This is a genomic window from uncultured Ruminococcus sp. (assembly GCF_947301925.1).
In the GTDB taxonomy this organism is placed as follows: Bacteria; Bacillota; Clostridia; order Oscillospirales; family Ruminococcaceae; genus Ruminococcus.
This window is the reverse complement of sequence record NZ_CAMYUE010000008.1, coordinates 29,778-47,662: the sequence shown is the minus strand read 5'-3', so window position 1 is coordinate 47,662 and position 17,885 is coordinate 29,778. Positions and strand designations below refer to the sequence as shown.

Here is a 17,885-nt window from a genome sequence, read left to right as displayed (position 1 = left end):
TATTCTCCTTATTCTTGCTTGTTACGCGCCAGCTTTACCAGCGGTACCCATTCGTCCTCTATCATTTTCTCGCCTGTCAGCTCGAAGCCGTGGCGCTCATAAAAGGCTATGCCGCGGGTGTTGTACTCCAGCGCCCAGAGGTTGTCCGCGCCGAAGCTCTCCACTGCAAATTGCAGAAGCGCCCCGCCTATGCCGCCGCTCTGGAACTGAGGCTCCACATAGAGCTTTACCACCTCGGTGCCGTTTACACGGATAATGCCCTTGACAACGCCGTTGTCGTCATAGACGTATGTGTGGGCGAGCTCTTCGGAGCCCTCGGCGTATTCCGCCGCCATATCCACAACATTGAGTTCCCTGAAATAGAAGTCATCATTGCGGAAGAAGGGGTAGAAGTTCACGCGGTAATTGGTTATGATTATCTCGGCGATACGGGAGGCGTCCTGTGTTTTTGCAGGCCTTATCATATCACTTGTTCATGCTGTCAACAGCATTTTCGACGTCAAGGATTATCTTTGAGATATCCTCTGTGGAGAAGCTTCCGCCGTACCATATCTCATGAGCCTTTACTGCCTGATATACCAGCATGGAAGCGCCGCCCACAGCGGTCTTGCCGAGAGCCCGTGCCTTCTTCATGAGAAGGGTCTCGGTGGGGTTGTATATAACGTCGAATACGCTGAGCGAGTTTTCGATAACGGTATCGCTGACCGCGCAGGCGTCCACCTTGGGGTACATACCTACGGGGGTAGCGTTTATGAGCAGGTCGTAGCTGCCGTCGAGAGTGGATATATCGGCTATCCTTACGGAAGCGCCGCTGCACTTTGCCAGTATCTCCGCCATGAGGAGCTGGGCGTTCTTTACGTCCTGGGGGATAACGGCAAGGGTGATATTGCCGCCGTGGCGAGCCACCTCAATGGCGATCATTCTGCCGACGCCGCCGCAGCCAAGTATAGCCACATTCCCGCCTATGGGAAGGAGCTCCGCAGAGCGCAGGAAACCGTCGCAGTCGGTGTTGTAGCCTGTGAGCCTGCCGTCGCGGTTGCTGATGCAGTTTACGGAGTTGTAGCGCTGAGCGCTGTCCGCAAGCTCGTCCACCAGAGATATGACAGCCTGCTTGTGAGGGATAGTGACATTGAGGCCGCGGAGACCTTCCAGAAGTCCGCGGCTGCCGGCTATATCCTCGGGAGCTATGTCTATGAGCTCGTAGGAGGTATCGTCAAGTCCGCTGAGAGCGAACAGCTTTTCGTGTATGAGAGGGGACATGGAGTGTCCCAGTGGGTGGCCGATAAGTGCGAATTTATTCATGATAATGCTCCTTCAAGTGTTTCTGTATCCTCAACATTTACAGCTGTCACGTCCTTGAGCGTCTTTTTCACAAGTCCCGTAAGAGTTCTTCCGGGGCCGAATTCAACGAATTTGTCGGCGCCTGCCTCATGCATAGCTGCAAGCTCGGAGGTAAAGCGCACGGGAGATACGATATGCTTTGCCAGAATTGACGCCATATCCGAGAAGTCTGTGAGCTCGCCGCCTGTGAGGTTGGAATAGTACTTCACCTGCGGAGCCTTGAACCCAATTGTCTTTGCGGTCTCGTAGAATTTGTCCGCAGCGGGCTGCATGAGCTTTGAATGGAAGGCTCCCGCAACATTGAGGGGGATAACTCTTGCCTTCATGCCCTTGAATATGTCGGTGACCTCCTCTATACCCTTGGGAGTACCTGCGATAACGGTCTGGAGCGGGGAGTTGTAGTTTACCGGGGTGACGAAGTTATTTGCCTCTCCGCAGACCTTCTCCACTTCCTCGGGAGCTATCTTCATCACGGCAGCCATAGCGCCCTCGGCCGAGGCGGTAGCCTCCTCCATAGCGGCAGCCCTTGCCTTTATAAGGCGGAAAGCGTCCTCAAGGGATATCATTCCCGAGGCGTACATAGCGGCATATTCTCCCAGGGAGTGACCTGCCACGCCGTCGAAGGTGAAGCCCCTGCTCTGGGCAGCCTTCAGGCACACGATAGAGGTAGCCATGATAGCGGGCTGTGAGTTGATAGTCCTGGACAGCTCGTCAAGGGGAGCGCTGAAGCACATCTCCTTCAGATCGAAGCCCAGTATCTCAGAGCCTGTCTCGTAGACAGACAGGACTTCGGGGAATGACTCCGCGATATCCTGACCCATGCCCTCATACTGTGAGCCCTGTCCCGAGAATAGTGAAATTGTCATAATAATAAACTTCCTTTCTGTGCGATATATGCAGTGCTTTAGTAAAAACATCTTAATATCTTATTGCTTTTTTGTGAGAAATGACGATATTTTGTTTTTGTTTTGTCAAAGTGACAAAATATCGTTGCAAAAAAACTCAAAATGAATTACAATATTATATGCATGGTATTATGCCCGTTTGACGAAAAAGGTCAGCGGACAGCCTGCCAACACTATTACTATAACATAATTTTCTGGTTTTTACAACCATGTTTTTATAATTTTATTGTTTCTAAGGAGTATTTGATGGGCGTAAACATTTTGGGAATGGGCAGATATGTGCCTGATCAGGTTCTGACAAACGACGATTTCACACGCTTTGTCGAGACCAATGACGAATGGATAAGTACAAGAACAGGCATAAAGCAGCGTCCCATGGCAGGCTGGGAGCCTACATGGTACATGGGAAAGCAGGCCTCTCTCCGTGCAGTGGAGGCTTCGGGGATAGATCCTGCGGATATCGGTCTTGTCATATCCTGTACGGCGACCTCTGATTTTCATACCCCAAGTATGTCCAGCGTTATCCAGCACGAGGTGGGAGCCGTAAATGCTGCCGCCTTTGATATGAATGCCGCCTGCTCTGGCTTTGTGTATGCTCTGGATACCGCAAGACGTTTCCTGGAGACTGACGATTCGCTGAAGTACGTCCTTATCGTTGCAAACGAAGCTCTTTCACGCTTCCTTGACTTTACAGACAGATCCTCCTGTATACTCTTCGGAGACGGAGCGGCTGCGGTAGTTGTGGAAAAGAGCGGCAAGCTCTTCTCATCGGCTCTGCGCTCGGAGGGCAGCGGCGCAGGCTATCTTTGTGCAAGGGCTATGCAGGTAGCTCCCGAGGTGGCGCAGGAAAGCGATTTTGAGGATCCCTTCCCGCAGATGCCCCTCCACAAGCTCTATCAGAACGGAAAAGAGGTCTACAAGTTCGCGGTGCAGGCGCTGCCCCGTTCATTTGAGCTTGCGGCCGAAAAGATAAATATAACCAAGGACGATATAGACTGGTTCGTGCCTCATCAGGCCAATATCAGGATAATCGAGACCGCCGCAAAGAAGCTGGGGGCTCCCATGGAGAAATTCATCGTGACCCTCGATCATTACGGCAATACCTCCAGCGCTTCCATACCCCTTGCACTGTGCGAGGCCATAGAAAAGGGCATGATAAAGCGCGGACAGAAGCTTGCTCTCATAGGCTTCGGAGCAGGTCTTACCTACGGCGGCATTATACTGGAATACTGAGAACTATACGGGGCTGACGTTCGGATCAGTCCTGACAAAAAAGGAGAACTACTATGAAAACACGCATCACAGAGCTTCTCGGCTGCGAATACCCCATAATTCAGGGCGGTATGGCATGGGTAGCCGAGCACACACTGGCTTCCGCAGTATCCAATGCAGGCGGAATAGGACTGATCGCAGGAGGAAGCGCTCCCATAGACTATCTCCGTGAGCAGATACGCCTGTGCAAGGAAAAGACGGATAAGCCCTTCGGCGTGAATATAATGCTCATGAGTCCCAATGCCGACGATCTTGCCCAGCTCTGCATAGACGAGGGCGTTAAGGTCATCACCACAGGCGCGGGCAATCCGGGCAAATACATGGCAGCATGGAAGGAAGCAGGCATAAAGGTAATGCCCGTAGTTCCCTCAGTTGCACTGGCAAAGAGAATGGAGAAATCAGGCGCCGACGCAGTTATCGCGGAGGGCACCGAGTCCGGCGGACATATCGGCGAGAACACAACAATGTGTCTTGTTCCCCAGGTAGTTGACGCAGTGGAGATACCCGTTATCGCCGCAGGCGGAATCGCTGACGGCAGAGGTATGGCTGCTGCATTCATGCTGGGCGCAGAGGGCGTCCAGATAGGCACACGCTTCCTTGCTTCCGAGGAGTGTCAGATACACCCCACCTTCAAGGAGCTGGTCATCAAGGCAAAGGATACCGACAACATCGTAACAGGCAGATATACAGGCCATCCGTGCAGGAATATCAAGACCAAGTTCGCAAAGAAGCTTGCAACAGGCGAGAAGGAGGGAACTCTCTCTCCCGAGGAGTTCGAGCAGCTCACAGTGGGAGCTCTCCGCAGAGCCGTAGTTGACGGCGATGTGGACAGCGGTTCGTTCCTCTGCGGAGCTATCTCCGGCATGGTCAACGAGATAAAGACCTGTGCGGATATAGTAAAGGAAATAAACGACGGCGCAGAAAAGCTCCTGAAAATATGAGATACAAGTATCTCAGAGTAAAGATAAGCCTTACGGGATACTTCCACTATAAAAAGGACGGCACGGAAATGTCTCCCCGGGAGGCTATAGAGCATATGGCTTCCATGGGCTACAGATATGTGGGGAATGTCCCTGTGAGGATAATGGGCTCACACGGTATCATGGCGGAGTATGACATGATATTTGAAAAGGAGCTTCAATAAAAAAGTTACATTTGTAACTGCGGAAAGTGACATTTTTCACGTTAACATCCGCCGCAAAAGATGATAGAATAAGATACAGCAATCCAGAATACCATAACGGAGGTAAAATTATGGCAACTGCAATAATCACGGGCGCTTCTCAGGGAATAGGCGCCTGCATCGCAAAAAGACTTGCAAAGGACGGCTTCGATGTAGTTATAAATCATTATCCCAGCGACAGCGATAAGGAAAAGGCTCTTGCTGTTGCGGAGGAGTGCCGTGCCTTCGGCGTAAAGGCTGAGTGCTATGCGGCAGACGTATCGAAATTCGACCAGTGCGAGGCCATGGTAAAGCAGATAAAGGCCGACTTCGGCACCATAGACGCTCTTGTTAACAACGCAGGCATCACCAAGGACAAGCTCCTTGCAAGAATGAGCGAGGACGAGTATGATGCAGTCATCGCTGTAAATCAGAAGAGCGTATACAACATGACAAAGCACGTTACTGCCGTCATGATGAAGCAGAGACACGGCAGGATAGTCAATGTTGCCTCTGTTGCGGGACTTTACGGAAATCCCGGACAGATGAACTATTCCGCTTCAAAGGCAGCTGTCATAGGCATGACAAAGACCGTAGCCAAGGAGTTCGGCTCCCGCAATATCACCTGCAACGCCGTAGCTCCCGGTCTTATCAGGACGCCCATGACCGACGTGCTCTCCGACGAGCTCAAGGAGAAGATGATAGAGGCTGTGGCGCTCAGACGCTACGGCGAGCCCGAGGAGATAGCCTCGGTGGTATCCTTCCTTGTATCCGATAACGCTTCATACGTTACGGGACAGGTCATAGAGATATCGGGCGGACTTTCGATGTGACATAATAAGGCATACGACGCACTAAGGAGCTGAGGCTCCACACACACCACACATTTCCATTTTAACTAAGAAAGGTATATTTATGAGCAGAAGAGTTGTTATCACAGGAATGGGAGCTGTTACTCCCCTCGGAACAGGCGTTGAGAAGTTCTGGGCAGGAATAAAAGCCAACAAGCTGGGCATATCCTTCATTGATATGTTCGATACAGATCGCACGGGCGTAAAGATCGCAGGCATAGTCCGCGACTTCAATGAAGAGGATTATTACGACGTTCAGGGCTGCTTCACCAAGAAGGAAGCAAAGCACATGGACACCTTCACGAAATACGCCGTTGTTGCCGCTCATGAGGCTCTCACCGATGCAGGTACAGACCTGAAGGATCTGGATCCCTACAGGGTAGGCGTACTGGTTGGCTCGGGCATAGGAGGCGTGGATCTTACCCTCTCCGAGCACTGCAAGTATCTGGAAAAGGGCCCGGGCAGAGTTTCCGCTTTCTATATCCCTATGATGATAAGCAATATGGCAGCAGGCTCCATTTCGATGAAAACAGGCTTCAGGGGAGCCAATTTCGATATAACCACCGCCTGCGCTTCGTCGACCCACTCTATCGGCGAGGCCTTCCGCAAGATCAAGGACGGCTATCTTGACGCCTGTCTTGCAGGAGGAACGGAGTCCACAAGAGTTGAATTCACCTTCGGCGGCTTTGCAAATATGAAGGCTCTCACCAAGAGCAGCGATCTCACAAGAGCCTCCATACCCTTCGACAAGGAGAGAAGCGGCTTCGTCCTCGGCGAGGGAAGCGCTGTTCTCGTGCTTGAGGAGTATGAGCACGCCAAGGCAAGAGGTGCTAAGATATACGCAGAGATAGCAGGTTACGGAGCTACCTGCGACGGCTATCACATGACCTCGCCCATGCCCGGCGGAGAGGCTGCGGCAAAGGGTATGCAGCTGGCAATGGAGGAGGCAGGCCTTACTCCTGCCGATATAGATTATATAAATGCACACGGTACGTCCACAGGCCTCAACGACAAGTACGAGACCGCAGCGATAAAGCTGGCAATGGGCGATGAGGCCGGAAGAGTGAAGATAAGCTCTACCAAGTCCATGATAGGACATCTTCTCGGCGCAGCAGGCGCCGTGGAGGCGGTAGTCTGTGCCAAGTCGGTGCAGGAGGGCTTTATTCACGCAACAGTGGGATATAAGGTGCCCGATGAAGAGTGCGACCTCGATTACTGCGGAGACGGTAATTCAGAGCAGGAGGTAAATGCCGTGCTGTCCAATTCCCTTGGATTCGGCGGACATAACGCTACCCTCTGCTTCAGAAGGGTAACGGATTAAGGAGGATAATAAATGGAAAAGATCTACGGTCAGTTCGACCTTGAAACTATAGAGAGACTTGCTGATATAATAAATAAGAAGGATCTCTCTGAGCTCACCATCGCAAGCGGAGAGAACACCATAACTCTCAAGGGCAGAAAGCCCCTTCCGCCTGTAGCTATGCCCGTTATGGCACAGCCTGCCGTCCATACGGCAGTCCCCGAGGACGGAGTGCTTGCGGAGAGCGAGGCTTCAATGGCCGAGGAGGTAAGCGGCAAGGTGGTGAAATCGCCTATCGTGGGCACGTTCTATTCTGCCCCCTCACCCGACAAGCCACCCTTCGTAAAGACAGGGGACGAGGTGAAGAAGGGCGACGTCATCATGATAATCGAGTCCATGAAGCTCATGAACGAGATACAGTCCGATTATGACGGCACCGTTGAGCAGATACTTGTCTCAGACGGTCAGGCCGTAGAGTACGACCAGCCCATAATGGTCATAAAGTAATGAACTACAGGTATATTACACAGGACATCATCGACGCGGGGACTATAAATATCACGTCTCCTGCCATGTATGCCGAGGCCCGTGAATACAACATCGACGCAGGCAGGAACTACTGCAGGCGGAGAAGGAACCATATCATTATGGGACTGTGGTTCGCGGCTCAGCCTGTGATAATATTCATTACACTTTTCGTTATTGTAGAGATGAAGCAGATAGAACAGACCCATCGTGAGACCTATACCACCAACGCAAGGATAATCGCAGGCGTTGCAGGCCTGCTGGCCTTTGTCGGGGCATATGCCTATTTCGTAGGCTTCAGGGGATACCGCACGCCGTGGGTCATGCTTCTCTGTTCGCTTCCGCTGGTGTTTGTGCACCCTGTTCTGACCGTTCTGTGCGCAGCCAATTTCTTCATAGGGATGTGGTACAGCAAATGGGAGAGGATACTCCGCGGAAAGGACGGATATCCCGACTTCACGCAGCTTGCCATAACCACCATAGACAGCGAGGCCAATACCGTCGGCGAACTCACCTTCGATAATATCAGGGAGAGAGCTGTGAATACCCACAGACACGACGGCTCTTTCCTTAAATAGGAGATTGCTATGGAATACAGATATATCAATCAGGAGACCATAGATTCGGGAGGACGGAACATAACCTCTCCCGAGATGTTCGAGGAAGCAAGAAAATACAATGCAGAGGCCGTGAAGAACCAGAACAGGCGCGAAAAAGCCCGCAAGCTGTTCAATGCGTGGATAGTGGTGCAGTTCTTCCTGCTTTTCTTCAGCGTTACGGGAACTCTTTCAAGGACAACCCTGGAGCAGTACAACACCCATGAATATACCCCCGACTGGCAGGTATGGCTGGGGGTACTGGGACTTGTTGCCTATATCGGTCTTATAGTGTGGTTCGTATTCATGAAGCACAACCGCAACTGTTTCATACTGGCGCTTATATCCCTGCCCGTGCTGGCCGTATCACTGAGGACATTCTATATCCCCATAGGCAACTTCGTCATGGCGTGGTACTACAGCTACGTTGAGGAGCAGCTCTCAAAGGAGCTGGGCTATCCCTCCTTCCCGAGACTGAACGTCACCACCGTCAACAGCGACGCTGACAGCATAACAAAACTCACATATGACAGTATACGCGAAAAAGCCAACAGGGACCACCCTCACGACGGCACGTTCCTGTGATATATCTATCCTTCCCCTTCACGGGGACATATTTTAACGGAGGAAACCGATAATGTCAGATATACTTATGAATAAAGAGCAGATAATGGAGGTAATACCTCACCGCGATCCCTTCCTTCTCATAGACGAGATAGTTGATATGGAAGTAGGCGTGAAGGTACACGCAAGAAAGTACATCAAGGAGGACGATTTCTGGTTCAAGGGTCACTTCCCGGGCTATCCCGTTACCCCCGGAGTTCTCATGGTGGAGATGCTGGCTCAGGCAGGAGCGGTATGTATACTCTCAAAGCCCGAGTTCAAGGGCAAGATAGGACTTTTCGGCGGAATAGACAAGGCCAAGTTCCGCAGACAGGTAGTCCCCGGGGACGTACTTGACCTTGAGGTGGAGATCATACGTCAGCGCGGCCCTGTGGGCACAGGCAAGGCACTTGCCTCTGTAGGCGGCGAAAAGGCCGTATCCTGCGAGATAACCTTCATTGCAGCCGACAATAAATAATCCATACGGGAGATAAATACAGATGTTCAGAAAAGTTCTTATCGCCAACAGAGGCGAGATAGCTGTACGAATAATCAGAGCGTGCAGAGAGCTCAGCATACGCTGTGTGGCGGTATATTCCACCGCCGACAGGACAACTCTCCACGCCCAGATAGCCGATGAGGCGGTATGTATAGGTCCTGCGGCAACAAAGGACAGCTACCTCAACATGAACGCTATCATTCAGGCGGCGCTGAATACGGGAGCTGACGCCATACACCCGGGCTTCGGATTCCTTTCCGAGAACGCCGAGTTCGCAAAGCTCTGCGAGGCAAACGGAATAGTTTTCATCGGTCCCTCATATAAGTCAATAGAGATGCTGGGCGACAAGGCAGCCGCCAAGGAGACCATGGCTGCTGCGGGAGTCCCCGTTATCCCGGGTTCAAAGGGCGCTGTACGTTCTCTTGAGGAAGCCCGCGAGATAGCCGAAAAGGCAGGCTACCCCGTGCTGGTAAAGGCCTCCGCAGGCGGCGGCGGACGCGGTATACGCCGCGTGGATACTCCCGAGGAGCTGGAGGCGCAGATGACTGCGGCACAGCAGGAGGCAAAGAACTTCTTCGGCGACGACGCCGTATATATCGAGAAGTTCCTCATCAATCCCCACCATGTGGAGATACAGATAATCGCCGACAAGCACGGCAACTATATACATCTCTGCGAGCGCGACTGCTCCATGCAGCGCCGCAACCAGAAGATGCTGGAGGAGTGCCCCAGCCCCATAGTGGACGAGGAGCTCCGCGCAAAAATGGGCGCAGCGGCAGTTACCGCCGCCAGGGAGTGCGGCTACTACAACGCAGGCACTATCGAGTTCCTTGTGGACGAGAACCGCGACTTCTACTTCATGGAAATGAATACCAGGATACAGGTGGAGCACCCCATTACCGAGGAGGTAACGGGCTTCGACCTTGTAAAGGCACAGATAGAGATAGCCGACGGCAAGCCTCTTGAGATAAAGCAGGAGGACGTTACCATGCGCGGCCACGCCATCGAGTGCAGGATCAACGCCGAGAATCCCGAAAAGGGCTTCCGCCCCTCACCGGGCACCATAACCGCCCTCTATATGCCGGGCGGCCCGGGAATAAGGATAGACGGCGCAGTATATCAGGGCTATACCATAACACCGTACTACGATTCTATGATAAGCAAGCTCATCGCACACGGCTCTGACAGAGAGGACGCAATAAACAAGATGAGATGGGCTCTTTCCGAGTTCATCGTCGAGGGCGTCGATACCAATATAGACTTCCAGCTGGAGATAATCAGGAACGCTGATTTCAAGGCGGGAAAATACGATATAGGCTTCCTAGGCAGGTTCATGGAAGAAAAGCAGAAATAACACGGAATGTGGTGAACGGAATTGTTTGAGGATTTTTTCAACGTTGTAAAGAAGCGTTTCAACGACGGCGAAGAGGAATACAAGCCGCCGATGTTCAAATGCCCCCGCTGTCAGGGCACCAGCCCTCTCTCCAAGTATGAGGAGCTCCACAGGGTATGCCCCAAGTGCAATTATCACGGAAGGCTGTCCTCACAGGAGCGTATAGCCATAACAGTGGATAAGGAGAGCTTCAGGGAGTTCAACGCCAATCTGCGCGGTGCAGACCCCCTTGACTTCCCCGAATACAAGGAAAAGCAGGCAGAGCTCCGCGGAAGCACGGGACTCAGCGACGCAGTAATAACGGGTACGGCCACCATAAAGGGCTCTCCCGTAGTTATCGGCATAATGGATTCACGCTTCATGATGGGCTCTATGGGCAGCGTCGTGGGCGAGAAGATAACCAGAGCCTTTGAATACGCAACGGAGCACAAGCTCCCCGTGGTGATGTTCACGGCATCGGGCGGAGCCCGTATGCAGGAGGGCATAGTGTCCCTTATGCAGATGGCCAAGACCTCCGGCGCCGTAAAGCTCCACAGCGAGGCAGGTGGGCTCTATATATCGGTAATGACAGACCCCACAACAGGCGGAGTAACAGCAAGCTTTGCTTCATTGGGCGATATAATCATCGCCGAGCCCAAGGTGCTCATAGGCTTTGCGGGCAGACGAGTTATCGAGGGAACTATCAAGCAGAGGCTCCCCGAGGACTTCCAGCTTGCGGAGTTCATGTACGACAAGGGCTTTGTGGATATGATCGTAGAGCGCAGGAAGCTCAGGAGCGTGCTCTCGCATCTTCTGAAGCTCCACGGATTTTACCCTAAGGAGGCGTGAGTATGGACGAGAAAAGATCAGCATGGGAACGCCTTCAGATCGTACACGCCAAGGGCAGACCCACTATAAAGGACTATATCCCCCAGATCTTCACAGACTGGTATGAAATGCACGGAGACCGCCTTTTCGGCGACGACAGAGCCATCATCGGCGGCCTTGCCCGTCTTGACGGCGAGCCCGTGACCATAATCGCAGAGGTAAAGGGCAGAGACCTCAATGAGAACAAGGTCTGCAACTTTGCCATGCCCCACCCCGAGGGCTACAGAAAGGCTCTCAGGATAGCGCGTCAGGCGGAGAAGTTCCACCGCCCCATAATATGCTTCATCGACACCCCCGGAGCCTTCTGCGGAGTCGCAGCCGAGGAGCGCGGACAGGGCGAGGCTATCGCAAAGAATATCGCGGAGTTCATGACTCTCCGCACACCCATAATCTCCATCGTCCTCGGAGAGGGCGGAAGCGGCGGCGCACTTGCCCTGGGCGTGTGTGACGAGCTGGCAATGCTTGAGAACGCGGAATACTCCGTATTATCTCCAAGAGGCTTCGCAAGCATACTCTGGAAGGACGCTTCGAGAGAGCAGGAAGCCAGCGAGCTTATGAAGATAACCGCCGAGGATATGGTGCGTCTGGGCGTGGCCGAAGCCATCATTGAGGAGCCTCTCGGAGGAGCACATAACGATTTAGACAAAATTTCAGAAAATATACACGAATATTTGTCACATAAAATCCCCGAAAAATGCAAAAAAGATATTGACGTTTTGCTTAAAGAACGCTATACTAAATTTAGAAAAATCGGAGCGTTCACGGAATGAGCCGGTTTTGAGAAAAAATAAAGAATAAATGGAGGACCAAATAATGATTTTTGAAAAGCTCAAAGATATTATTGCAGAACAGCTCAGTGTGGAGGCAGACGAAGTAGCAATGGATTCTAATATCCAGGACGACCTCGGCGCTGATTCACTGGACGTTGTTGACCTCATCACAACTATCGAGGACGAGTTTGATCTCTCTATCCCCGACGAGGCTGTTGAGGAGATCAAGACAGTAGGCGACATCGTTAATTACATCGAAAAGAATACTGACGCTGAGTAATAGTGATATATGAAAACTTCCCCTGACGGCAGTCGGGGGATTTTTTTGTTTGCCTTGTCAAACGTCAAAGTTGAACGCTGCTGTGAAATACCACTTGCAATTAATGCTTTAACGTGATATAATATAGGTTGTAGGATTTTTCACAATAGAGTCAAGAGGATAATTATGAAAAATATCAGGATAATCACAGGACATTACGGCAGCGGAAAGACCAATTTCTCCGTTAATCTGGCGGTAAAGGCCGCCGGGGAGGGCAAGTCTGCCGCTATAGTGGACCTTGACATAGTAAACCCCTATTTCCGCACAGCGGACTTCAGGGACCTTTTCGAGGAAAAGGGCATAAGGCTCATCGCTCCCGATTTCGCCAGGAGCAACCTCGATATCCCATCCATACAGTTCGACGTTGTAGAGCTGGCCATGGACGAGGACTGCCTCATTATCGACGTGGGCGGCGACGACGCGGGAGCTGTTGCTCTCGGACGCTATGCCGAAGCTCTGGAGCAGTTCAGGGACAATATCGAGATGTACTACGTCATCAATCAGCGCCGCTACCTCACCAATACCGCTGAGGAAGTAACGAAGCTGATGTATGAGATAGAGGCGGCTGCCCGTATGAAGCATACGGCCATCGTCAATAACACCAACTTAGGCTGCGAGACGGATCTTGACATCATCGAGCAGTCAAGGAGCTTTGCGGAGGAGACCTCACGCCTTACGGGACTTCCCGTTATATATACGGTATACCCCGAGGATATAGCAAAGCAGTCGGACAAGCCCGACGTGTTCCCCGCAAAGATATATGTAAAGCCCGTCTGGGGCTGATGATGTTAATTCGGAATGCGGAATTCGGAATGCGGAATTGAGTATGCAAGTGCTTGACTTCGGATTCCGAACCCCGAATTCCTTATTAGACCATATAATTAATCAATCTGAAAGGAGCGAAAGGTATGGAAAAAATGACAGTTATTACCGAGCGCTGCAAGGGCTGCGGTCTCTGTACAGCTGCCTGTCCCAAGAAGATCGTCGTTCTCCAGAAGGAGCACCGTAACAAGAAGGGATATTTCTACGCAGAATGTACCGACCAGTCAGCCTGCATAAGCTGTGCAATGTGCGCGACTATGTGTCCTGACTGCGCTATCGTTATTCAAAAATAATTATTTATCGAAAGGAGCTGTTCAGCTTTGGAAAGAAATCTTATGAAGGGTAACGAAGCGCTGGCAGAGGCTGCTATCAGAGCAGGCTGCAAATGCTTCTTCGGCTATCCGATCACTCCTCAGACAGAGCTTGCCGCTTATATGGCAAAGCGTATGCATAAGGCAGGCGGCGTATTCTTACAGGCAGAGTCCGAGATCGCTGCTATCAATATGGTGCTGGGCGCTGCATCAACAGGCGTCCGCGCAATGACATCGTCTTCATCACCCGGAATCTCGCTGAAGAGCGAGGGCGTTTCCTACATCGCAGGTTCCGACCTTCCCGCAGTTATCATCAACGTAGAGAGAGGCGGCCCCGGTCTGGGCGGTATCCAGCCCTCACAGGCTGACTACTGGCAGGCTACAAAGGCTCTCGGCCACGGCGACTTCCAGCTCCTGGTATATGCTCCCGCATCAGTACAGGAAATGGTAGACTACGTTGTAAAGGCATTCGACCGCGCCGACAAGTACCGTATGCCCGCTATGATCCTGGCAGACGGTCTCCTCGGACAGATGATGGAGCCCGTTACATTCCCCGAGATCAACCCCGACGCCTACGATAAGAGCGGCTGGGCTGCAAACGGCCACAAGATGCAGAGAGAGCACCACATCATCAACTCCCTCTACCTCAAGCCCGACGAGCTGGAGAAGTCCATACTCGACCGCTACAAGAGATACGAGATCATCAAGGAAACAGAGACAGAGGCTGAGTCCTACCTCACAGAGGACTGCGACATTCTGGTATGCGCATTCGGCGCAACAGCAAGAGTCGTAAAGTCTGCTGTAAACGATGCAAGAGCACAGGGCATCAAGGCTGGTCTCTTCCGTCCCAAGACACTGTGGCCCTTCCCCGTAAAGGAGATCAACGAGGCTGCAAAGAGCGCAAAGAAGCTTCTCAGCGTAGAGATGTCAATGGGTCAGATGATAGACGATATAAAACTTGCTATCAACTGCTCAAAGCCTGTTGAGTTCTTCGGAAGAACAGGCGGCGTTATCCCCACACCTGCTGAGGTACTGGGCGAGATCAAGAGAATGGGAGGTGCCCTCTGATGGCTGTAGTATTTGAAAGACCCAAGTCGCTCATCGACGTTCCTACACATTACTGCCCCGGCTGTACTCACGGTATCGTACACAGAATACTCTGTGAGGTTATCGACGAAATGGGTATCGAGGGCGATACAATAGGAGTATGTCCCGTTGGCTGCTCCGTAATGGCATACGATTACTTCAACTGTGATATGATCGAGGCTGCACACGGCCGTGCTCCGGCTGTTGCAACAGGCGTAAAGCGCACAAACCCCGATAAGTTCGTATTTACATATCAGGGCGACGGCGACCTTGCCGCTATCGGTACTGCCGAGACAGTTCACGTTGCTACAAGAGGCGAGAATATCGTCGTTATCTTCATCAACAATACTATCTACGGAATGACAGGCGGCCAGATGGCTCCTACAACACTTCCCGGACAGGTAACACAGACCACCCCCTTCGGAAGAAGCCCCGAGCTTGCAGGCTACCCCGTAAAGGTATGCGAGATGCTCTCACAGCTGACAGGTACTGCTTATGCAGAGCGTGTCGCAGTAGACAGCGTTCCCCATATCAAGGCTGCAAAGAAGGCTATCCGCAAGGCATTCGAGAACCAGAAGGCAGGAAAGGGCTTCTCTATCGTAGAGGTGCTTTCAACTTGTCCCACAAACTGGGGACTTGCTCCTCTTGACGCTATCAAGAGACTTCAGGACGAAATGATCCCCTACTATCCTCTCGGCGTATACAAGGACGTTGAAGAGGGAGTATTCCCCAAGACAGAAGGAGGTAACGATTAATGGCTACTACAGAGATCCTTCTTGCAGGCTTCGGCGGACAGGGTATCCTTTTCGCAGGAAAGATACTTGCATACTGCGGACTTATGGACAATAAGGAGCTCTCATGGCTCCCCTCATACGGTCCAGAGATGAGAGGCGGTACCTGCAACTGTTCAGTTACTATCTCCGATGATCCCATCGGTTCACCTCTCGTACTCACACCCCACCTCCTCATTGCGATGAACCAGCCTTCATTCGACAAGTTTGTAAGCTGTGTACGTCCCGGAGGAAAGGTATTCTTCGACAGTACAATGATCGAGCCCGAGACAGACAGGACAGATATCGAGCTGTTCGGTATCCCCTCGCAGCAGATGGCTGACGACAACGAGCTGAAGGGCGGCTCAAACATCATACTTCTCGGCAAGCTCCTCAAGGAGACAAACATCTGCTCACTTGAGACTATGCAGAAGGCTATCGAGAAGGTAGTACCGCCTAAGAAGGCAGCACTTATCCCCAACAACTTTAAGGCTATCGAGCTCGGTATGAACGCATAATAAAAAGCTCCCGGTTTCCGGGAGCTTTTTCAGCTTTGCAGGGGCGCACACTGTGCGCCCCTTTGTTTTATTGCGTTTTCAGGCTGACCTTACAGGCTATGCGTTACATGAACAGTCCCACAAGGAAAGCCGCGCCGGAGGCGGCCAGTGCCACAACTATCAGCGGCATCTCGAAGAAGGCCAGAACTACCGCAACAGCAGTTCCCGCAATGGCTGTCCACATATTATGAGTGGTGTAGAATATGGCAGGTATGGTCATGGCGCTGAGCACCGCATATGGGATATAGTACAGGAAGCTGCGGAAAAACCGCGACTTTATCTTCCTGCGGAAGAAGGTGAAGGGCACCATGCGGATAAGATAGGTCACTCCTGCCATGACTATGATATAAACAGCTAAACTCATGCTTCGGCCTCCTCGTCCTTAACGGGGAATATCAGCGCAGCTGCCGCAGAGGCGGTAACAGCCGATATGATTATGGCGAAGCCCTCGCTGACCATGGGCAGGCAGTACCTGAACACAACGCTGAGAGCTGCGGCCATGGCAATTACAAAGAGCACGCTGTGCTGCTTTTTTGCAGGTGGGATTATTATGGCGATGAACATACCGTAGAGGACTATCTCCATGGCCTTGCTCACCGACACGGGAAGGAGCTCTCCTGCGGCCGCTCCCATAGCCGTACCCGTTATCCACCCCACGGCGGCAATGAGTATCATTCCGTACATATACGCAGGAGTCAGGGGCGTTTTCTGCGCCGAGCACACCGCGAATATCTCGTCGGTTATGCCGTAGGACGCCATCAGCCTGTGAGGTGTGGTGAAGCGCTTGTCCAGCTTCTGTGAAAGGGAGAGCGCCATGAGGGAGTATCTGATATTTATAGTGAGCTGAAGCAGTATCATCTCGATGATGGTACCGCCTGCGGCAATAACGTCAACGCCTGCCTTCTGGCCTGCCGAGGTCAGATTGGAAGCGGATATGACCGAAGCCTCAAATACCGACAGTCCCGCCTTGCTGACGGCGAGAATGCCGAAACCGAAGGACACGGACAGATATCCGAGACATATGGGTATACCGTGGGACATACCCCGCAAGAAACTGTTTTTCAAGTTTATACCTCCGATGAAGTCCCGTGAACAGGGACTTTTTTGATAACCTTAATATTATAACATAATCGGCATTTTTCGTCAATACTTTGTCAATCCGGGAAAGAGCAGGGAGATACCGTCCCGCTTGAAGGGGCTGAGAGCAAAAAAACAGGCGCACATCTTGTGCGCCTGCCGATATTATTTGCTTCCGAATTTCCTCTTGAAGCCTGCCTTGTCCAGAGCCGTGCCTGCGACTGCATAGAGGACCGTGCTGGCGGCTATCTGCACGAGATAGGCGGGAGTTTGCGTGAAAGCGGCGATAATGCCCGCTGCGGAAAGGCCCTTCGTGATAACGAAGCCCTCGTACAGGCTGTAGCCCACAACGCAGATTATGAGCGAGGGGATAACAGCGATCAGATTTCTCTTTGTAACTATCCTGTCGCCCTTATTTGTGAAGAACATAGCCGTCAGGGCCTTGATTATAATGGTGGCAGGTATCCATATGGGGTAGCCCGAGAGGCCGTCTGCGAGAGCTCCGCCGATAACGGCTGAGGCTATGGCATAGGGCATGGGGAGTATGCTTGCGGAAAGGTAGATCAGACCGTCGCCTGCGTGGGTGTAGCCTGACCCCGTGGGAACGTGTATATATGCGGTAAAAACGAAGATGAGCGCGGAGAAAAGACCTGTGAGCACTAATTTTTTCACCTTTTCAGAGCTTGCTGTTTTTGTCATAATGATCCTCCTTTAAAGTATACAAAATCGGTATGTATTACGGATTTTCATTATTATAGCATTGTTGAGCCTATAATTCAAGATGTTTTTTCTACAAAAAACGCAAACCGAAAAGCCGCGAAAATAGGACAGATAACGTATAATTTGCGGCTATATCCCG

24 protein-coding genes are annotated in these 17,885 nt (G+C 51.9%); 18 read left to right on the top strand and 6 right to left on the bottom strand.

All coding sequences use genetic code 11. From position 1 onward, the window contains the following. Window positions 1–8: 8 nt before the first annotated feature. The 3 genes from Q0Y65_RS10355 to fabD are packed head-to-tail and all read right to left on the bottom strand — an operon-like array spanning window position 9 to window position 2,207. Entirely contained in the window at window positions 9–464 is a 456-nt protein-coding gene (locus Q0Y65_RS10355; RefSeq protein ID WP_297959437.1) for a GNAT family N-acetyltransferase, read from the bottom strand. Between the two features lies 1 nt (window position 465). Beyond that, entirely contained in the window at window positions 466–1,302 is an 837-nt protein-coding gene (locus Q0Y65_RS10350) for a shikimate dehydrogenase (RefSeq protein ID WP_297959436.1), read from the bottom strand. Next, window positions 1,299–2,207 (bottom strand): ACP S-malonyltransferase, encoded by a 909-nt coding sequence (gene fabD, locus Q0Y65_RS10345; protein WP_297959435.1) that lies wholly within the window; start codon window positions 2,205–2,207, stop codon window positions 1,299–1,301. Before fabD ends, Q0Y65_RS10350 begins: the two co-directional genes overlap by 4 nt. A 285-nt stretch (window positions 2,208–2,492) precedes the next feature. On the opposite strand from fabD, the gene Q0Y65_RS10340 reads away from it, so the two are divergent. The 18 genes from Q0Y65_RS10340 (at window position 2,493) to Q0Y65_RS10255 (ending at window position 15,910) form a co-directional block, all read left to right on the top strand. Continuing rightward, on the top strand, window positions 2,493–3,479 hold the full coding sequence (locus tag Q0Y65_RS10340; protein WP_297959434.1) for a beta-ketoacyl-ACP synthase III: 987 nt from the start codon (window positions 2,493–2,495) through the stop codon (window positions 3,477–3,479). A gap of 53 nt (window positions 3,480–3,532) precedes the next feature. After that, a complete protein-coding gene (fabK, locus tag Q0Y65_RS10335; protein WP_297959433.1) occupies window positions 3,533–4,459 on the top strand; it encodes an enoyl-[acyl-carrier-protein] reductase FabK in 927 nt (308 codons plus the stop codon). Beyond that, window positions 4,456–4,662, top strand: a complete 207-nt coding sequence (locus Q0Y65_RS10330; protein WP_028519806.1) for a DUF4177 domain-containing protein — start codon at window positions 4,456–4,458, stop codon at window positions 4,660–4,662. The genes fabK and Q0Y65_RS10330 overlap by 4 nt, the downstream gene beginning before the upstream one ends. Window positions 4,663–4,772: 110 nt before the next feature. After that, window positions 4,773–5,513 carry a 3-oxoacyl-[acyl-carrier-protein] reductase gene (gene fabG / locus Q0Y65_RS10325; RefSeq protein WP_297959432.1) on the top strand — a complete coding sequence of 247 codons (741 nt, stop codon included), beginning with the start codon at window positions 4,773–4,775 and terminating at the stop codon, window positions 5,511–5,513. An 82-nt stretch (window positions 5,514–5,595) separates the two neighbouring features. Then, window positions 5,596–6,852 carry a beta-ketoacyl-ACP synthase II gene (gene fabF, locus Q0Y65_RS10320; RefSeq protein ID WP_297959431.1) on the top strand — a complete coding sequence of 419 codons (1,257 nt, stop codon included), beginning with the start codon at window positions 5,596–5,598 and terminating at the stop codon, window positions 6,850–6,852. 12 nt (window positions 6,853–6,864) lie between these two features. Further along, window positions 6,865–7,338, top strand: coding sequence for an acetyl-CoA carboxylase biotin carboxyl carrier protein (accB, locus tag Q0Y65_RS10315; protein WP_297959430.1), 474 nt, complete (start codon window positions 6,865–6,867; stop codon window positions 7,336–7,338). Further along, window positions 7,338–7,934 carry a hypothetical protein gene (locus tag Q0Y65_RS10310; RefSeq protein ID WP_297959429.1) on the top strand — a complete coding sequence of 199 codons (597 nt, stop codon included), beginning with the start codon at window positions 7,338–7,340 and terminating at the stop codon, window positions 7,932–7,934. The genes accB and Q0Y65_RS10310 overlap by 1 nt, the downstream gene beginning before the upstream one ends. A gap of 9 nt (window positions 7,935–7,943) precedes the next feature. Beyond that, on the top strand, window positions 7,944–8,537 hold the full coding sequence (locus Q0Y65_RS10305; protein WP_297959428.1) for a hypothetical protein: 594 nt from the start codon (window positions 7,944–7,946) through the stop codon (window positions 8,535–8,537). Window positions 8,538–8,589: 52 nt separating this feature from the next. After that, window positions 8,590–9,033, top strand: coding sequence for a 3-hydroxyacyl-ACP dehydratase FabZ (fabZ, locus tag Q0Y65_RS10300; protein WP_297959427.1), 444 nt, complete (start codon window positions 8,590–8,592; stop codon window positions 9,031–9,033). A 22-nt stretch (window positions 9,034–9,055) separates the two neighbouring features. Next, window positions 9,056–10,408, top strand: coding sequence for an acetyl-CoA carboxylase biotin carboxylase subunit (gene accC, locus Q0Y65_RS10295; protein WP_297959426.1), 1,353 nt, complete (start codon window positions 9,056–9,058; stop codon window positions 10,406–10,408). A gap of 21 nt (window positions 10,409–10,429) precedes the next feature. Then, a complete protein-coding gene (accD, locus tag Q0Y65_RS10290) occupies window positions 10,430–11,275 on the top strand; it encodes an acetyl-CoA carboxylase, carboxyltransferase subunit beta (protein WP_297959425.1) in 846 nt (281 codons plus the stop codon). A 2-nt stretch (window positions 11,276–11,277) separates the two neighbouring features. Then, window positions 11,278–12,084 (top strand): acetyl-CoA carboxylase carboxyltransferase subunit alpha, encoded by an 807-nt coding sequence (locus Q0Y65_RS10285; RefSeq protein ID WP_297959424.1) that lies wholly within the window; start codon window positions 11,278–11,280, stop codon window positions 12,082–12,084. A gap of 43 nt (window positions 12,085–12,127) precedes the next feature. Beyond that, window positions 12,128–12,364 carry an acyl carrier protein gene (gene acpP, locus Q0Y65_RS10280; RefSeq protein WP_297959423.1) on the top strand — a complete coding sequence of 79 codons (237 nt, stop codon included), beginning with the start codon at window positions 12,128–12,130 and terminating at the stop codon, window positions 12,362–12,364. A 165-nt stretch (window positions 12,365–12,529) separates the two neighbouring features. After that, a complete protein-coding gene (locus Q0Y65_RS10275; RefSeq protein ID WP_297959422.1) occupies window positions 12,530–13,186 on the top strand; it encodes a cobalamin biosynthesis protein CobQ in 657 nt (218 codons plus the stop codon). A gap of 125 nt (window positions 13,187–13,311) precedes the next feature. Next, complete coding sequence (locus Q0Y65_RS10270) at window positions 13,312–13,518, top strand: 4Fe-4S dicluster domain-containing protein (RefSeq protein WP_019680241.1); 207 nt, start codon at window positions 13,312–13,314, stop codon at window positions 13,516–13,518. 42 nt (window positions 13,519–13,560) lie between these two features. After that, entirely contained in the window at window positions 13,561–14,604 is a 1,044-nt protein-coding gene (locus Q0Y65_RS10265; RefSeq protein ID WP_297959541.1) for a 3-methyl-2-oxobutanoate dehydrogenase subunit VorB, read from the top strand. Beyond that, window positions 14,604–15,377: a thiamine pyrophosphate-dependent enzyme gene (locus Q0Y65_RS10260; protein ID WP_297959421.1), complete on the top strand. Its 774-nt coding sequence runs from the start codon at window positions 14,604–14,606 to the stop codon at window positions 15,375–15,377. The genes Q0Y65_RS10265 and Q0Y65_RS10260 overlap by 1 nt, the downstream gene beginning before the upstream one ends. Further along, window positions 15,377–15,910, top strand: a complete 534-nt coding sequence (locus Q0Y65_RS10255) for a 2-oxoacid:acceptor oxidoreductase family protein (RefSeq protein WP_297959420.1) — start codon at window positions 15,377–15,379, stop codon at window positions 15,908–15,910. Before Q0Y65_RS10260 ends, Q0Y65_RS10255 begins: the two co-directional genes overlap by 1 nt. A gap of 103 nt (window positions 15,911–16,013) precedes the next feature. Here the strand turns inward: Q0Y65_RS10255 and Q0Y65_RS10250 are convergent, their stop codons facing one another. From Q0Y65_RS10250 to Q0Y65_RS10240, 3 genes are all read right to left on the bottom strand, one after another. Continuing rightward, window positions 16,014–16,313, bottom strand: a complete 300-nt coding sequence (locus tag Q0Y65_RS10250; RefSeq protein ID WP_297959419.1) for an AzlD domain-containing protein — start codon at window positions 16,311–16,313, stop codon at window positions 16,014–16,016. Then, on the bottom strand, window positions 16,310–17,014 hold the full coding sequence (locus Q0Y65_RS10245; protein ID WP_297959418.1) for an AzlC family ABC transporter permease: 705 nt from the start codon (window positions 17,012–17,014) through the stop codon (window positions 16,310–16,312). Before Q0Y65_RS10245 ends, Q0Y65_RS10250 begins: the two co-directional genes overlap by 4 nt. Before the next feature lie 177 nt (window positions 17,015–17,191). After that, window positions 17,192–17,725 carry a TIGR04002 family protein gene (locus tag Q0Y65_RS10240; RefSeq protein WP_297959417.1) on the bottom strand — a complete coding sequence of 178 codons (534 nt, stop codon included), beginning with the start codon at window positions 17,723–17,725 and terminating at the stop codon, window positions 17,192–17,194. Between the last annotated feature and the right edge of the window lie 160 nt (window positions 17,726–17,885).